Here is a 15,102-nt window from a genome sequence, read left to right on the forward strand (position 1 = left end):
AGCGCCAGCAACGCTAGGCTGGTCTGCATGACTTCCGTGCCCGTCACCCTCTGCTTCCTGCTACGGGAACGCGCGGAGGTTGGGCTCGAGGTGCTCCTTGGCCTGAAGAGGACCGGTTTCGGAACCGGCAAAATTGTTGGACTCGGCGGCCACGTGGAGGCCGGCGAGACCGATGCACAGGCGGCGTGCCGGGAGGTGCTGGAGGAAGCCGGCGTCGTGGTCCTCGAGGAGGACCTGTTCGACGCGGGAACAGTGGAGTTCATTTTTCCCGCCCGCCCTGACTGGAACATGTCCTCCAGCCTGTTCACCACCCGCCGGTGGGCCGGTGAGCCCGTCGAGAGCTCCGAGATCATTCCGGAGTGGTTCCTGGTTTCCGCCCTTCCGCTGGAGCGCATGTGGCAGGATGCGGAGCACTGGCTGCCCCTGGCGCTGGCCGGGAGCGTCGTCGATGCCGTCATCACCCTGAACGGGGACAATGAGACCGTGGCGTCCCGCCGAATATTCTTTCCGGGCCGTGTAACCGCCCGTTCCCTGGCGGAAACTATACGGTTAGCCTGCCAGGTCAGGACACTACTTCTTACTTTGGGGGAGATGTGGATTCGGAACGCGAACTGGCGTTCATCGCCGTTCACAGGGACAGCTATCCGCGGGTTTACAGGTACGTGCGGCGGCGGGTGGAATCGCCGGAGCTCGCTGAAGAGCTCGCCGCCGACGTGTTCCGTGTCGTATGGCAGAAATGGCACGACCAGCCGCACTCGGACATCGCCTGGCTGCTGACCGTGGCGCGGAACCTCATCGGAAACGCCTACCGGAGCCGCGACCGCCTCGTGGCGCTGCAGGCAAAGCTCCGGGCGTCCGCCGAGCTCCGCTCCGGCGCGGAGTCCGAGGACCTGGCGGTCCACGACGCCATGGCCGCGCTGCGCGACAGCGAGCGCGACATCCTGCAATTGGCCTACTGGGACGAATTGAGCGTGACGGAGATTGCCGGCGTTCTTCAGTGCAGCAAGGCCGCTGCCAAGGTCCGCCTGCACCGCGCCAGGGCCGCCTTCCGCAAGCAAATGCCGGCGACCCCAGGGCCGGGCAGACACAACTCGCTCACACAGAAGATGGGTGCATGAGATGGATCCGATCAAAAACCTGATTTCCGGGTCTGACCCGCTCCGCAACGATCCTGCCGCCGTGCCCGATGCCGACGAGGCCCTGCGGGGGGTCACCACCGGGGCCCCGATGTTCACGGACAGCCTGCCGCCGAATGTCTTGCAATTCGAGGACCGGAAACGGCGGCGGGCGCGCGTGGCCGGTGGGCTGACCCTGGCCGCCGCGGCGGTGACCGCCGGCGTTCTGGTGGCGACGAACCTCGGACCGCTGGTATCGGCTCCCGCTCCGGCGGGCACCGTGTTGCCGTCCGCTTCCGAAACGGCGGGGCCGGCCACACAAACGCCGACGGCTACGCCCTCCGCAACACCGTCGGCGACAGCAACGCCGACGCCGCCCCCCACTGCCGCCGCAGCTTCATGGACCACCTTCACGGACGCCACCGGCCAAGCCACCTTTGAACATCCGCTGGGGTGGACCGTGTCCCAATCGCCGCAGACAATCGCGGGGGGTTCCTACAACATCGTCGAGGTGAAGAATGCCGCCGGCAAGACCGTGGCCACTTTGCGGTTGGTCTACGACGTCACGGGTGGCCCGGTGTGCCCGGACCCGAAACCCTACCAGACCCTCGACACGGTGGTCGTTGACATTCCGCAGAAGGCGGCCAAGCTCAAGGAACACCCCCAAGGCCCGTCCGCCTTCGTCTTCCGCGTGATCCAGGGTGACAAGGTCTACGGATCCGTCGCCCTGGCTGACGGAGATTTGGCGCCGCAGACCACGACATGTGGCCTGTACAACGGCATTCTCGGCCCGGACAACGTTCCCATCGCACACTTTGGCGACACGGTCTGGCTCACGTCGGACGGAAGGGAGGCTCCGCTGACATTTGATTCCGTTGCCGCTGCGAAGGCCTATATGGGTACGCAGGAGTACAAGGACGTCAAGCGCATGCTGGTCTCCCTGGCGCTGAAGCCCGCTGCCTCCTGAGACCCGCGATAAAGGAGCCGGGCCGGCCACCCCGAAAGGTGACCGGCCCGGCGTCGTACGCGTTACAGGTGAGGGGCTACGGCACATGCCGTTCGTCCGGACCGTTGTAGGCGCTCAGCGGGCGGATGAGCGAGTTCGCGTTCAGCTGCTCCATGAAGTGGGCGGTCCAGCCCGTGATCCGGCTGGCCACGAACAGCGGCGTGAACATGTTCGTGTCGAAGCCCATGAGGTGGTACGTGGGGCCGGCCGGGTAGTCGAGGTTCGGTTTAATGCCTTTGGCCTCGTCCATGGCCGATTCGAGCCCGTTATACAGGCCCAGCAGCTCGGGCCGGCCGTAGTGGGCAATCATCTTATCGAGTGCGGCCTTCATGGTGGGCACGCGGGAGTCGCCGTGCTTGTAGACCCGGTGGCCGAAGCCCATGACCTTCTTTTTCTCGGCCAGGGCGTTTTCCATCCATGCCTTGGCGCGGTCGGCGGCTTCCTCGAGGGACTCCTCGGGCCGGATGCCGATCTCGTCGAAGGTGTGCATCACGGCCTCGTTGGCTCCGCCGTGCAGCGGCCCCTTGAGAGCACCAATGGCGCCGGTCACCGCCGAATGGAGGTCGGACAGCGTGGACATGATGACGCGCCCGGCGAAGGTGGAGGCGTTGAAGGAGTGCTCTGCGTAAAGAATCATGGAGACGTTGAAGGCCTCCACCACCTCGGCGACGGCCTCCTCGCCGAAGGTCATCCACAGGAAATTGGCCGAGTACCCCAGGTCATCCCTCGGCTCCACCGGATCAACGGGGCGCCCGGCCGCGTGGCGGCGCCGCTGGTCGTACGCCACCACGGCCGGCATCGCGGCAAACAGGTCCAGGGCCTTGGCCATGTTGGCCTCCCGGGAGGAATCCTCCGCGAGACTGTGGCGGGCGCCCATCACCGATGCCGCGGTGCGGCAGACATCCATGGGGTGCGCCGTCGTCGGCAGGGCATCAATCACCTGCTTGACCACGGGATCCAGCGGCCGGCCAGCGCGCTCGCGGGCCGTGAAGTCAGCCAGCTGGCCGGAAGACGGCAGCTCGCCGTTCCACAGGAGGTAAGCGACCTCTTCGAAGCTGCACCTGGCGGCGAGCTCCTGCACGGGGTAGCCGCGGTACAGCAATGAGTTCGTGTCGGGATTGACCTTCGATACCGCGGTGTAGTCCACCACGACGCCATCAAGGCCCTTCTTGATCTCTTCTTCAGCCATGCTGAACTCCTTTGTTCCTTGCGTCCGATTACCGGCCGGAAGGGCCGGTGGTCCTGCGGGAATCTGGGCGTCAGTCGTTTCCGGGGATCCGGAAGTTGAAGACACCGGTATCAAAGCGGTTGTAGGCCTCGTAATCCACCAGGTCGTACAGCCGCGCGCGCGTCAGCATGCTCCCTACCTGCGCTTCCTGCGTTCCGTCAGCCTTAATTGAGTCCAGCGTACGCTCAGCGGCCCCCATGGCACTACGGAGCAGGGTCACTGGATAAATCACCATGTTCACGCCCACAGCCTGCAGCTGGTCCACGGTGAAAAGGTCGCTCTTGCCGAACTCGGTCATGTTGGCCAAGATCGGCACGTCCACGGCGTCGCGTATAGCCTGGAACTCCGCCAAGTCCGCCATGGCTTCCGGGAAGATCGCGTCGGCGCCGGCCTCGACGAGGGCCCTGGCCCGGTCTTTCGCTGCTTCCAGACCTTCTACCGCACGGATGTCGGTGCGTGCCATGATCAGGAAGTTCGGGTCCCGCCGCGCATCCGCCGCGGCGCGGATCCGCTTGGTGGCGGTGTCCAGGTCCACGACGTTCTTGCCGTCGAGGTGGCCGCAGCGCTTGGGGTTGAACTGGTCCTCGATGTGGCAGCCCGCGAGCCCGGCGTTTTCCAGTTCCTGCACGCTGCGGGCCACGTTCATGGGCTCGCCGAACCCGGTGTCCGCATCCACGATGCAGGGCAGGTCGGTCATCCGGGCGATCTGTCCTGCCCGGGTGGCCACCTCGGTGAGCGTGGTCAGCCCGATGTCCGGCAGGCCCAAGTCGTTCGCTAGGACGGCGCCGGAAATGTACACCCCGGCGAAGCCCTTCTCCTCGATCAGCCGGGCCGAGAGCGGGTTGAACGCTCCGGGGAACTGCTGGATGGTTCCGGAAGCCAGCAGTTCACGGAAGCGAAGCCGCTTCTGCTCGGGGGTGGCTTTTGAGTACAGCATCTAGAACAGTCCCTTGGGCGCTGCGTTGAGGTCGATGATGCCAGGCGCCGCTGCGATGTTGAGCTGGTCCAGCTCGCCTGCCGCCAGTTCCGGGAGGCGTTCGACGGCGGCAAGGAACCTTTCGATTTCGTCCTCCGTCACCAGCCCGGCAGCCAGCGTGCGGAACTTGTTCACGTACTGCTCGCGGGTGAACGGGCGGGCGCCGAGGGGGTGGGCGTCGGCCACGGCGATCTGGTCCCGGATGACGGCGCCGTCGGTGAGCGTGATTTCCACGGAACCGCCGAAGGCCTTTTCGCTGATGTCCAGGGAGTGGTAGCGGCGGGTCCACTCCGGATCCTCCACCGTGGACACCTTCTGCCACAGCTCCACGGTGTCGGGTCGGGCGGCGCGTTCTGGGGAGTAGGAGTCCACGTGATGCCAGGCCCCGTCCTGCAGCGCGACGGTGAAGATATACGGGATGGAGTGGTCCAGGGTTTCCCGGCTGGCAGCGGGGCTGTACTTCTGGGGGTCGTTGGCGCCGGAGCCGATCACGTAGTGGGTGTGGTGGCTCGTCTTGATCAGGACGGACTTCACGTTGGCAGGATCGGTCGCCTCCGGGTGTTCCTTGTTCAGCTTGCGGGCGAGGTCGATCCAGGCCTGGGCTTGGTATTCGGCCGAGTGTTCCTTGGTGTAGGTGTCCAGGATGGCGCGCTTGGCTTCCCCGGGTGTCGGCAGCGGAACCTCGTAGGAGGCGTCCGGGCCGTCCAGCAGCCAGGCGATGACGCCGTCCTCTCCTTCGTAGATCGGCACCGGGGAGGTTTGTCCGCGCATGGATCTGTCCACCGCCTCGACGGCCATCTTGCCGGCGAACGCGGGGGCGTGCGCCTTCCACGTGGAGATCTCGCCCTTGCGGGACTGCCGCGTCGCGGTGGTCGTATGCAGGGCCTGGCCCACGGACTGGAAGATCGTTTCCACATCCAAACCGAGGAGAGTGCCGATGCCGGCCGCCGCGGCGGGGCCAAGGTGGGCCACGTGGTCGATCTTGTGCTTGTGCAGGCAGATCGCCTTCACCAGGTTCACCTGGATCTCATAGCCCGTGGCGATGCCCCGGATCAGGTCCTTCCCGCTGGAACCCACATGCTGCGCCACGGCGAGGATCGGCGGGATGTTGTCGCCCGGGTGGGAGTAATCGGCGGCGAGGAACGTGTCGTGGTAATCCAGTTCACGGACCGCCACGCCGTTGGCCCACGCCGCCCACTCCGGGGAGACACGTTCGCCGATGCCGAAGACCTTGGCCCCTTTGCCGCCGCTGGACGGGCCGTGCGTGAGGGCCTGGGCCCGGGCCGCAACGATGGGGGCGCGGTTCAGCGAGGCGACCGCAACGGAGGCGTTGTCGATGATCCGGTTGATGACCATGTCCGTAACGTCGTCGGTGACCTCTACTGTGTCGGCGGCGACCATGGCGATCTTGTGCGCCAGCTGGTCCTCGCGGGCGAAGTTTTCCTCGCTCTTGTACACGCGGACGTGGTGTTCCTTAACCATGGGGCTCCTTCTGGACGGATGTGTGGACGGCTTTGACGTGGGAAAGACTGCGGTGCAGGTGGACGGTGGTGGCGGCCTCGGCAAGCCTTGGGTTGCCGGCCGCTATCGCTTCGGCGATGGCGGCATGTTCAGCTGCCGCGGCTGTGAGCCGGGCGTGGTCGTCGGCTGCCAGCCTGCGGACCCGGACCAGGTGGACGCGCAGGCTCCGCATGGCCTGCGCCAGGTAGGAGTTGGAGATGGCCGCGTCGATGGCGGCGTCCAGGCGGCCGACGAGCTCGTAATAGTCGTGCCGGCCGGGGTCCGGGGAGTTGAGCAGGGCGGGTGCGTCCAGCAGTTCTTCCCGCAGTCCGCGGAAAATGGCGGCATCGCCGCGCTGCGCCGCCAGCGCGGCAGCCTTGCCCTCGAGGGTTTCGCGGAGCTCGAACAGCTCGTCAATGTCGTCCAGTGAGATATCGGTGACGACGACGCCGCGGCCGCCCGCCGTCGTCAGCCCTTCCGCCGTTAGGCGGCTCAGGGCCTCGCGAAGTGGCGTCCGGGAGATTCCCAGCCGGGCGGACTGCTCGACCTCGGCGAGTACCGTGCCGGGGAGGAGACGCCATTCGATGATGTCATCGCGCAGTGCCGCATAGGCCCTGTCACTGGCACGCATTCCGCCTCCTTCCGTCGTTCCGATTTACCATGAGTGTATACACTGGCAGAGTTTTTGACTAGTGATGTCCGCGACCCGTCCCCGAAATCTAGTCACATGTATACATAGGTGAACATGTTGGCTGAACTAGGGCCGTCCTCGCCGAGGGGCCTCCTGCCTCGCCGTTCTCTGGAGTCACGGTCCGGCATCGCGTGATCCCCAGTGCTTGGGACGGCAGGCGGGTGTTGAATGAGAGGGTGTCCCATGGCCGGCGTTTTTGTCACACCCCGCTGTCATGCTGTGGGTATGGAAAACAGTGCGGCAGCTGTGGGGGCGTTGGAGGCTATTGGTGCCTCTGCCGCGGCGCTGGCTGCCGAGCTCCGCAGGACTGATGATCCGGGCCTGGCGGGCGTGGATCCGCTGCCGGATCAGCCGGATCCTCTGCAGGAGCGGGCGAATGCCTTCCTTACCGGCCTGACCGAGGCGGCCAGGATGGAAGCCAAGCTTGCGGCCGTGAAGGTGCACCTCGGGCCGGATTCGCTGCTGCGGAGGCGGCGATGGCGCCGCCTGACGCGTCTGTGCAGGATCAAGCCGCCCTAGAGATGTCCGTGACAGCGGAGGTGGCAGGCGCGCTGACCGTGAGCGAGGGGTCGGCGGCACGGTCTCTGGAGGAATCCGCCAGGCTGAGCAGGGATTTGCCGTTGACGCTGGCCGCGCTGGGGTCAGGGACATTGTCTTGGCAGCACGGGCGCATTATGTGCGATGAAACCGATGGGCTGAACCCGAAGCGGCCTCGGCGTTTGAGGCGCATTTCCTGGACCCGGATGCGCCAGGGGCTGCGCGGGGTTGCCCGGCCGGGGAGCTGACGCCGGCACGTTTCCGGGCCAAGGCACGCTATTGGCGGGAACGGCACCACCCGGTCAGCATCGAAACCCGGCACCGTAACAGTGCGAAGGACCGGCGGCTGTAGTACGTTCCGGACCGGGACGGCATGGCCTGGCTGTCGGCGTACCTGCCGGCGGACCAGGCTGCCGGGATCTGGGACCGCACCACCGCCGCCGCCCGCGCCATGCCGGGCCCGACCGAATCCCGAACCCTGACCCAGCTGCGGGTCGATGCCGCCGCCGCGCGGCTGCTCAGGGCGGGTTCCGGGGTTGAGGGCGGGGCTGAAGGCCCGGCCGCAGTTTCCCCTCCCGCAGTTTCCCTTCCGGCAGGCTCCGTCCCGGCCGATGAGCTGCCAGCCGGTGGTGTCCGGTCCGGTGAGGTGCCAGCCGGTGGTGTGCCGTCCCCGGCGGCGCAGGTCCTGGTCACGGTTCCGGTGTTTTCGCTGCTTGGCCTGACCGAGGAGCCGGCGACGCTGGATGGTTTTGGGCCGATTCCGCCGTCCGTGGCCCGTCGGCTCGTCGCCGACGGCGGGACGTCGTTCCTGCGGGTGTTGACCGACCCGCGGGACGGGGGCGCCGCTGGAGATCGGCCGCACCAGCTACCGGCTGACGAAACCGATGCGCCAATGGCTGCGGCTCCGCGACGCCAAGTGCACGTTCCCCAGCTGCAACAACCACTCCCTGGACAACGACGCGGACCACATCTTTGCCTGGTCCGACGGCGGCGGCACCGGCGTCGCCAATCTTGGCCAGCCCTGCCCGAAACACCACCGCCTGAAACACACCACGCCATGGAGAACGGTCGGTGCCACCCGGGACGCCCCACCGGGCTGGGTCTCACCTTCGGGCCGGTCCTACCCGGCCGAATACCAGGACTGGGAACCACCCACCTGGCCAAAACCACCACACGTCGCGGACTGGCCGGAACCGCCGGACTGGCAGGAACGGCCACCCGGCCAGAACTGGCCCCAACCAGCACCCGGCCAGGATTGGCCGGACCCGCAGGATTGCCCGGAGCCGCAAGACTGGCTGGAGCCGCCGGACAGACCCGACGACCTGGATCCACCGCTGCCTTTGGATCCCTGGCCTTACTGGTCCTCACCCGCGGCCGCCTGAGGACGGATCTCGGTTCCGGTGCCTTTCCTTTACTCGGGTGCGTAAGCGTCGGACTGCCGAAGGGCTGCAAAACCCACCCTGCCCGTCAGTGATCAGGCGCGGGACCAGCGGTACTCGTTCTCAGGGCGGCCCGGAGCCCCGTACCGTGCCGTGCGCGAGACGGTTCCGGCGTCGGCAAGGTACTCGAGGTAGCGCCGCGCGGTGACCCTCGACATCCCCAAGGCCGTCATGACTTCGCTGGCCGAGACGGCCCCGGGCTGTTCCTTCATGAAGTCGCGGACGGCGTCGAGCGTTGAAGGGGCTAGGCCCTTCGGCAGCGGAAGCTCGGACGGCGCCCGCAGGCTGGCGAAGGCCTGGTCCACGTCGCTCTGCGATGCGGCTGCCTTCGCCCGTCCCGCCGCCGGTCCTGCCAACTGCTCACGGAACTGCCGGTAACTCTCCAGCTTGTCCGCGAACGTTGCGTAGGTGAACGGCTTGATGAGGTACTGCACGACGCCGATGGAGACGGCGCTGCGGACAATCGCCAGTTCCCGAACGGCTGTGATTGCGATGATGTCGGCGAAGTGCCCGGCGGAGCGCATCCGCCGGGCGATGTCGAGGCCATGCAGGTCCGGCAGGTTCATGTCCAGCAGCACCAGCTCCACCGGGCTGCCAGCGGCGGAAAACTCTGTGAGCATCCGGAGCGCGGACTGCCCGTCCGGGGCCGTTCCCGCCAGCGTGAAGCCGTCCACCCTGCCCACGTAGGCGGCGTGTGCTGCAGCCGCTACGGGCTCGTCCTCGACGACGAGGACTCGGATGTCTGTCACGCGTGCTCCTCCGGGGGGCTCGATGCGGCCGTGCTTGCCGGGAATGTGTTTGACGGGACTGTGCTCGGTGGAATGGTGTCTGGAAGCAATGTGTCCGAAGCGATCTTGGCCGGGAGCGCGATGTGGAAGCGTGCCCCGCCGGTGCTCGAGTTGCTGATGCTCATGGTACCGGCCAGGCGCTGGACGGCCTGTTTTACCAGTGCAAGGCCAAGTCCCCGCCCGAAGGGCCCGGCAGTCTTGGTGCTGAAACCGAAGCGGAACACGTCGTCCACAGCTGTTGGGTCAATGCCTTTGCCCGAATCCTGCACTGTGAAGTCCAGGCCGCCGCCCGCCGTGTCCACCAGCAGCTCCACCCGCCTTGGTGCGGGGGCGTCGGCGGCAGCGTCGATGGCATTGTCCAGCAGATTGCCAATGACCGTGACCAGGTCCTGTACGGCCAACTCTCCGCTGAGGGCCGGCCCGGACGCCTCGACCACCAGCTCGACGCCCCGCTCGTGGGCCTCGGCCGCCTTGCCCATGACCAGTGCGCTAAGCACCGGTTCCTGGACTGAACCGACCACGTCGTCCGTCAGTTGCTGGCTCAGCTCCAGGTCCTTTGTTGCAAAGTCGAGGGCCTCATCAGTCCGGCCCAGCTCCAGCAGGGAGACCATGGTGTGCAGGCGGTTTGCGTGCTCGTGGGTCTGCGCACGGAGGGCATGGGATAGCGTCCGCATGCTCTCAAGCTCGGTCCCCAGGGACTCGATCTCGGTCCGGTCGCGGATGGTGGCAACGGTGCCGAACACGGGACCCCGCTGCCGCCCGGCAGAGGACCCTGGCCCCACTGCCGGGCGCTGGTTAACCACCAAGACACCGTCTCGGGTGAGGTGGATTTCGTCGTGGGCCGTGCGCCCCGACTCAAAGAGTTCCTTCAGGCTGGGGGCAAGGGGCAGGTCGGCGAGCAGCGGCGTGTCCGCGTGGTCGTCCTCCGCTTCCCGCGGTTCCAGTCCCAGCAGTTCGGCCGCCTGGTCGTTGTAGATGACCACCCTTCCGGCCGGGTCAATCAGTACAACGCCTTCCCTGACCGAGTGGAGCACTGATTCGTAGTAGGCAAAGAGCTGGGCCAGCTGCTCGGGACCCCACCCCCTCGTCACCCGCCGCAGGTAGCGGCCAAGAAACCACGACGCGAGCGATCCGCCCGCAAGCAGGAAGCCGGATACGGCCAGCAGTGCCGGCAGCCTGCCGGAGACCGCCACGTCCACCGTATTAACGGTCACACCGGCCGCCACGAGCGCACGAACCGTACCCCGGGCATCCTTGACCGGGGCGATCGTCCGCACGGACGGCCCGAGCGTGCCTGCAGTGATCTCCGTGAACACACGGCCCTTGAGGGCCTCCTCGATTGAACCGATGTAGGGGCGGCCAAGCTCCTCGTCCAGCGGGTGCGTCCACCTCGTCCGGTCCGGCGCCATGATGGTGATGAAATCGGCTCCGGAGTCGGCCATGACCCTCAGCGCGTATGGCTGCAGCTGCGCCGAGGGGTTCCCGGCGCCGGCGGCCTGCAGAACCAGGGGGTTATCGGCGATGGACGTTGCCAGGACCCCCATACGGCGGCCGGCCTCTTCGTAGGCATGGTCCCTGGCGTCCACAAAGACTGCCGTCCCGACGATGGCCGTGAGAGCCAGCATGAACAGCAGGTTCGCCACGAACAGCCGCCTCGCGATGCTCCAGCGGTGGATCATCAACACCTCCCATGACCAATATGAACGCAACGGTGAGCCAAGTCACTCCGTGGCGAATGATGGAAATCACAAAGGACCGACGCGAAGAGCCCAGAGGCTGTGCCGTAGCGTCTTCCAGATTATCCATAAGGAGACACATCATGGCTTCTCAACGAGGAGAGTCGGCTGCACCGGCCAAAGCCGGGCGCAAAGGGCTGGACAAATCCCACTACCTTTACATGGCCGTCATCGCGGCCGTTATTCTGGGCGCTCTGGTAGGGCTGCTGTTCCCGGAGGTCGGCAAGTCACTGAAACCGCTGGGTGACGGTTTCATCAAGCTGATCAAGATGATGATCGCCCCCATCATTTTCTGCACGATCGTGCTGGGTATCGGTTCAATCGCCAAGGCTGCCACCGTTGGTAAAGTCGGCGGACTGGCCCTGGGCTACTTCGTCATTATGTCCACGTTCGCACTGGCCATCGGCCTGGTGGTGGGTAACCTCATCCACCCCGGCGAAGGGCTTAATCTGACGCCATACGACCCCAACAAGAAGGCGGCTACTGACAGCACCGTCGACTTCCTGCTTGGCATCATTCCCGGCGACATTCCGGTGCTCCCCACCCTCCTCGCTGCCATCCTGGTCGGCTTCGCCCTGCAGAAGATGGGCCCCCAGGGCGCTCCCATCCTCAAAGCGATCGGACATGGCCAGGCTCTGGTCTTCCGCATCCTGATCATGATCATGTGGCTTGCCCCGGTTGGCGCCTTCGGTGCGATCGCCGCCGTCGTCGGTGCCACGGGCTTCCAGGCAATCGTGAGCATGTTCACCCTCATGATCGCCTTCTACATCACCTGTGCACTGTTCATCGTCGTGATCCTGGGCGGACTGCTGCAGGTCGTGGCAGGCGTCAACATCTTTAGGCTCATGAAGTACCTGGCCCGGGAATACCTGCTGATCTTCTCCACCTCATCTTCCGAAGCCGCACTGCCCCGCCTCATCGCCAAGCTGGAACACCTGGGTGTCTCCAAGCCGGTTGTCGGCGTCACGGTTCCCACCGGCTACTCCTTCAACCTCGACGGAACAGCCATCTACCTGACCATGGCGTCGCTGTTCGTGGCCAACGCCATGGGCACCCCGCTGGACCTGGGCGCCCAGATTTCCCTGCTGATCTTCATGATCATCGCCTCCAAGGGCGCCGCCGGTGTCACCGGTGCCGGCCTGGCCACCCTTGCGGCCGGCCTCCAGGCCCACGCACCCCAGCTGCTTGGCGGCGTGGGCATGATCGTAGGCATCGACCGCTTTATGTCAGAGGCCCGCGCCCTGACCAACTTCACCGGCAACGCGGTAGCCACCGTCCTGATCGGCACCTGGGTCAAGGAGATCGACGGCGGCCAGGTGGAGCGTGTCCTGTCCGGCGAAGAGCCCTTCGACGAGCAGACCATGGTCGCCCACCACCACGGCCTGGCCGAAATCCCCGAGAAAGCCGTACCTGCCAAGGCCTAAAGGCCCGGCGCCAGTACAGCCAAAGTGAAACCGCCCGCACAGGCCCCGCCTGTGCGGGCGGTTTTATTGCTGCCGGCGCAGTAACCTTCGACCTCAGGTACAAGGTAAAGGCTCAAACGCCACCAAAAGTCAAGGTCCACGGAATGCCGTGTCGGGCGCTGTAGCCTTGGGGTGGAAGAAGCAGGGGCGCTGGCAGACAGCGGCAGAAAAATCACCGTCATCGAAAGTGTGGATTGATACGTGAGCAGCGAACAGGGTTCAGCAACTCTGGAAGGCACGGAACTCGACCTGGAAGACGCCGTCATGGGTCCCACAGGCCGCCCCCACCGCGAATTTCCGGAGCCCGCGCCGCTGTCCTCCCATGGACCGGCCCGCGTCATAGCCATGGTTAACCAGAAGGGCGGGGTGGGGAAGACCACCTCTACCATTAACCTCGCCGCAGCGCTCGCCGAATACGGCCGCCGCGTGCTCCTGGTGGATTTCGACCCGCAGGGCGCCCTCTCCGCCGGGCTCGGGATCAACCCCCACGAACTGGACCTGACCGTTTACAACGTCCTGATGGACCGCAAGGTGGACATCCGGGACGCCATCCACCAGACCGGGGTGGAAAACGTGGACCTGCTGCCGGCCAACATCGACCTCTCCGCAGCGGAAGTCCAGCTGGTCAACGAGGTCGCCCGCGAACAGGTCCTCGACCGGGCCCTGAAGAAGGTCGAGGACGATTACGACGTCGTGCTCATCGACTGCCAGCCTTCCCTCGGCCTGCTCACCGTCAACGCCCTGACCGCGGCCCACGGCGTGATCATTCCGCTGATCTGCGAATTCTTCGCCCTGCGCGCGGTGGCCCTGCTGGTCGAAACCATCGACAAGGTCCAGGACCGGCTCAACCCGCGGCTGCAGGTGGACGGCGTGCTGGCCACGATGTACGACGCCCGCACGCTGCACAGCCGGGAAGTCATCAGCCGCCTGGTGGAAGCCTTCGGGGACAAGGTCTTCGAAACTGTCATCAAGCGTTCCATCAAGTTCGCCGACGCCACTGTGGCCGCCGAACCCATCACGAGCTACGCCGGAAACCATGTGGGCGCCGACGCCTACCGCCGCCTCGCCAAGGAACTGATTTCGCGCGGCGGCGCGCCCTAGCCCGGATGACCGCAGAGCCTGCAACGCCCCCCGCCGAGGCCAGGCGGTCCGGCTTCGAAGTACGCCTGGCCAACTTCAGCGGCCCCTTCGACCTCCTGCTGGGGCTGATCTCCAAGCACCAGCTGGACATCACCGAGGTGGCTCTTGCCACGGTGACCGACGAGTTCATCCGGTACATCCGGAACCTCCAGGAGCTGGGGGAGGAGTGGGCCCTTGATGAGGCCAGTGAGTTCCTCGTCATCGCGGCCACACTGCTGGACCTGAAGGCAGCGCGCCTGCTGCCCGCTGGTGAAGTGGAGGACGACGACGACATCGCCCTTCTCGAGGCGCGTGACCTGCTCTTTGCCCGGTTGCTGCAGTACAAGGCGTTCAAGAAGGTTGCCGCGCTGATGGACGCCACGTTGGAACTGGAGTCCCGGCGCTATCCGCGGCAGGTGGCCCTCGAGGAACACTTCGCAGCGATGCTGCCGGAGCTCGTCTGGAAGCACAGCCCCGCACAGTTCGCGGCACTGGCCGAGGCAGCGCTCAAGCCAAAGGCCCCGGCACCGACGGAGGTCGGAGTGGCCCACCTGCACGGCAGCACGGTGACCGTCCGCGAACAGGCTGAGCTGATCGGCCTGCGGCTGCAGGACGGCCGACCCCTGACATTCCGCGCACTGATAGCCGACGCCGAATCCACGCTGGTTGTGGTGGCACGCTTCCTGGCTCTGCTGGAGCTGTTCAGGGACCAGGTGGTGGCCTTCGACCAGGTGGCGCCGCTGGGAGACCTGACTGTGCGCTGGACCGCGGCGGGCACCGGATGGAGCGGGGAGCACCTGAGCGAGGAATACGAGGAGCAGCAATGACGGATCCAGTTGCGGGCCGGGAACGCGCCGCGCTTGAGGCGGTGCTGATGGTGCTGGACGAGCCCACCTCTGCCACCGACCTTGCCGCAGGACTGAACCTGACGGTGGCTGCCGTCGAGGCGCTGCTGCTGGATCTGCAGCGCGACTATGACGGCTATACTGTTAAAGCCCCGGATATGGAAACTGGCAGTAATGGACCTGAGCATGAAGTCCCTTCCAGCCCCCGGGGTTTTGAATTGCGGAATGTCGCCGGCGGCTGGCGCATCTACTCCCGGGCTGAATTCGCCGACGTCGTCGGTACTTTCGTCCTGGAGGGGCAGACAGCCAGGCTGACCCAGGCGGCGCTCGAGACACTTGCCGTCATCGCCTACCGGCAACCGGTATCCAGGGCAAGGGTGTCTGCAATTCGTGGAGTCAACGTTGACTCTGTTGTGCGGACGCTGACCCAGCGCGGCTTGATCGAGGATGGCGGAACAGATCCGGAATCGGGCGCTGTCCTGTACCGCACGACGTCGTATTTCCTTGAACGCATGGGAATCGGCTCGGTGGCTGAGTTGCCTCAGCTTTCACCGCACCTTCCGGGGCTTGAAGGAATTGAAGAGTTCTACGACGCCGGAAGAATGTAGGCGGCACGCCTGCGACGCAGTTTTTACCAGGGCAGATTTAATCTGCACGGC

The 15,102-nt window shown here is 65.8% G+C and carries 12 protein-coding genes and 2 pseudogenes; 8 read left to right on the top strand and 6 right to left on the bottom strand.

The window, feature by feature from the left end; all coding sequences use genetic code 11:
- Nucleotides 1-27 precede the first annotated feature (27 nt).
- The 3 genes and pseudogenes from QFZ33_RS09400 to QFZ33_RS09410 all read left to right on the top strand — a co-directional run.
- Nucleotides 28-363: pseudogene (locus tag QFZ33_RS09400) on the top strand (8-oxo-dGTP diphosphatase); the annotation flags it as partial.
- Nucleotides 364-593: 230 nt separating this feature from the next.
- Nucleotides 594-1,118 carry an RNA polymerase sigma factor gene (locus tag QFZ33_RS09405; protein WP_307026846.1) on the top strand — a complete coding sequence of 175 codons (525 nt, stop codon included), beginning with the start codon at nucleotides 594-596 and terminating at the stop codon, nucleotides 1,116-1,118.
- 1 nt (nucleotide 1,119) lies between these two features.
- On the top strand, nucleotides 1,120-2,082 hold the full coding sequence (locus QFZ33_RS09410; RefSeq protein ID WP_307026848.1) for a hypothetical protein: 963 nt from the start codon (nucleotides 1,120-1,122) through the stop codon (nucleotides 2,080-2,082).
- A gap of 76 nt (nucleotides 2,083-2,158) precedes the next feature.
- On the opposite strand, the gene QFZ33_RS09415 is transcribed toward QFZ33_RS09410, so the two are convergent.
- From QFZ33_RS09415 to QFZ33_RS09430, 4 genes are all read right to left on the bottom strand, one after another.
- A complete protein-coding gene (locus QFZ33_RS09415; protein WP_307026850.1) occupies nucleotides 2,159-3,310 on the bottom strand; it encodes a bifunctional 2-methylcitrate synthase/citrate synthase in 1,152 nt (383 codons plus the stop codon).
- A gap of 70 nt (nucleotides 3,311-3,380) precedes the next feature.
- Nucleotides 3,381-4,286 (bottom strand): methylisocitrate lyase, encoded by a 906-nt coding sequence (gene prpB, locus QFZ33_RS09420; RefSeq protein ID WP_307026852.1) that lies wholly within the window; start codon nucleotides 4,284-4,286, stop codon nucleotides 3,381-3,383.
- Entirely contained in the window at nucleotides 4,287-5,807 is a 1,521-nt protein-coding gene (locus tag QFZ33_RS09425) for an MmgE/PrpD family protein (protein ID WP_307026854.1), read from the bottom strand.
- A complete protein-coding gene (locus QFZ33_RS09430) occupies nucleotides 5,800-6,456 on the bottom strand; it encodes a GntR family transcriptional regulator (protein ID WP_307026856.1) in 657 nt (218 codons plus the stop codon). Before QFZ33_RS09430 ends, QFZ33_RS09425 begins: the two co-directional genes overlap by 8 nt.
- A 285-nt stretch (nucleotides 6,457-6,741) precedes the next feature.
- Between QFZ33_RS09430 and QFZ33_RS09435 the strand changes: the two are divergent.
- Nucleotides 6,742-8,435 (top strand): annotated as a pseudogene (locus tag QFZ33_RS09435) (DUF222 domain-containing protein).
- 92 nt (nucleotides 8,436-8,527) lie between these two features.
- On the opposite strand, the gene QFZ33_RS09440 reads toward QFZ33_RS09435, so the two are convergent.
- Both QFZ33_RS09440 and QFZ33_RS09445 read right to left on the bottom strand, forming a co-directional pair.
- Nucleotides 8,528-9,241, bottom strand: a complete 714-nt coding sequence (locus QFZ33_RS09440) for a response regulator (RefSeq protein ID WP_307026858.1) — start codon at nucleotides 9,239-9,241, stop codon at nucleotides 8,528-8,530.
- Complete coding sequence (locus tag QFZ33_RS09445) at nucleotides 9,238-10,959, bottom strand: sensor histidine kinase (protein ID WP_307026859.1); 1,722 nt, start codon at nucleotides 10,957-10,959, stop codon at nucleotides 9,238-9,240. The genes QFZ33_RS09440 and QFZ33_RS09445 overlap by 4 nt, the downstream gene beginning before the upstream one ends.
- Nucleotides 10,960-11,099: 140 nt before the next feature.
- Here QFZ33_RS09445 and QFZ33_RS09450 point away from each other — a divergent pair, with 140 nt between their 5' ends.
- The 4 genes from QFZ33_RS09450 to scpB all read left to right on the top strand — a co-directional run bounded on the left by QFZ33_RS09450 (nucleotide 11,100) and on the right by scpB (nucleotide 15,051).
- Nucleotides 11,100-12,440, top strand: a complete 1,341-nt coding sequence (locus QFZ33_RS09450; RefSeq protein ID WP_307026861.1) for a cation:dicarboxylate symporter family transporter — start codon at nucleotides 11,100-11,102, stop codon at nucleotides 12,438-12,440.
- Nucleotides 12,441-12,680: 240 nt separating this feature from the next.
- Nucleotides 12,681-13,580, top strand: coding sequence for a ParA family protein (locus QFZ33_RS09455; protein WP_214854023.1), 900 nt, complete (start codon nucleotides 12,681-12,683; stop codon nucleotides 13,578-13,580).
- A gap of 5 nt (nucleotides 13,581-13,585) precedes the next feature.
- The gene (locus tag QFZ33_RS09460) at nucleotides 13,586-14,425 is read left to right on the top strand and encodes a segregation and condensation protein A (protein WP_307026864.1); all 840 of its coding nucleotides are present in this window, start codon (nucleotides 13,586-13,588) and stop codon (nucleotides 14,423-14,425) included.
- Nucleotides 14,422-15,051, top strand: coding sequence for an SMC-Scp complex subunit ScpB (scpB, locus tag QFZ33_RS09465; RefSeq protein WP_214854027.1), 630 nt, complete (start codon nucleotides 14,422-14,424; stop codon nucleotides 15,049-15,051). Before QFZ33_RS09460 ends, scpB begins: the two co-directional genes overlap by 4 nt.
- Nucleotides 15,052-15,102 lie beyond the last annotated feature (51 nt).

It is taken from the genome of Arthrobacter globiformis (assembly GCF_030815865.1).
GTDB classification, from domain to species: domain Bacteria; phylum Actinomycetota; class Actinomycetes; order Actinomycetales; family Micrococcaceae; genus Arthrobacter; species Arthrobacter globiformis_B.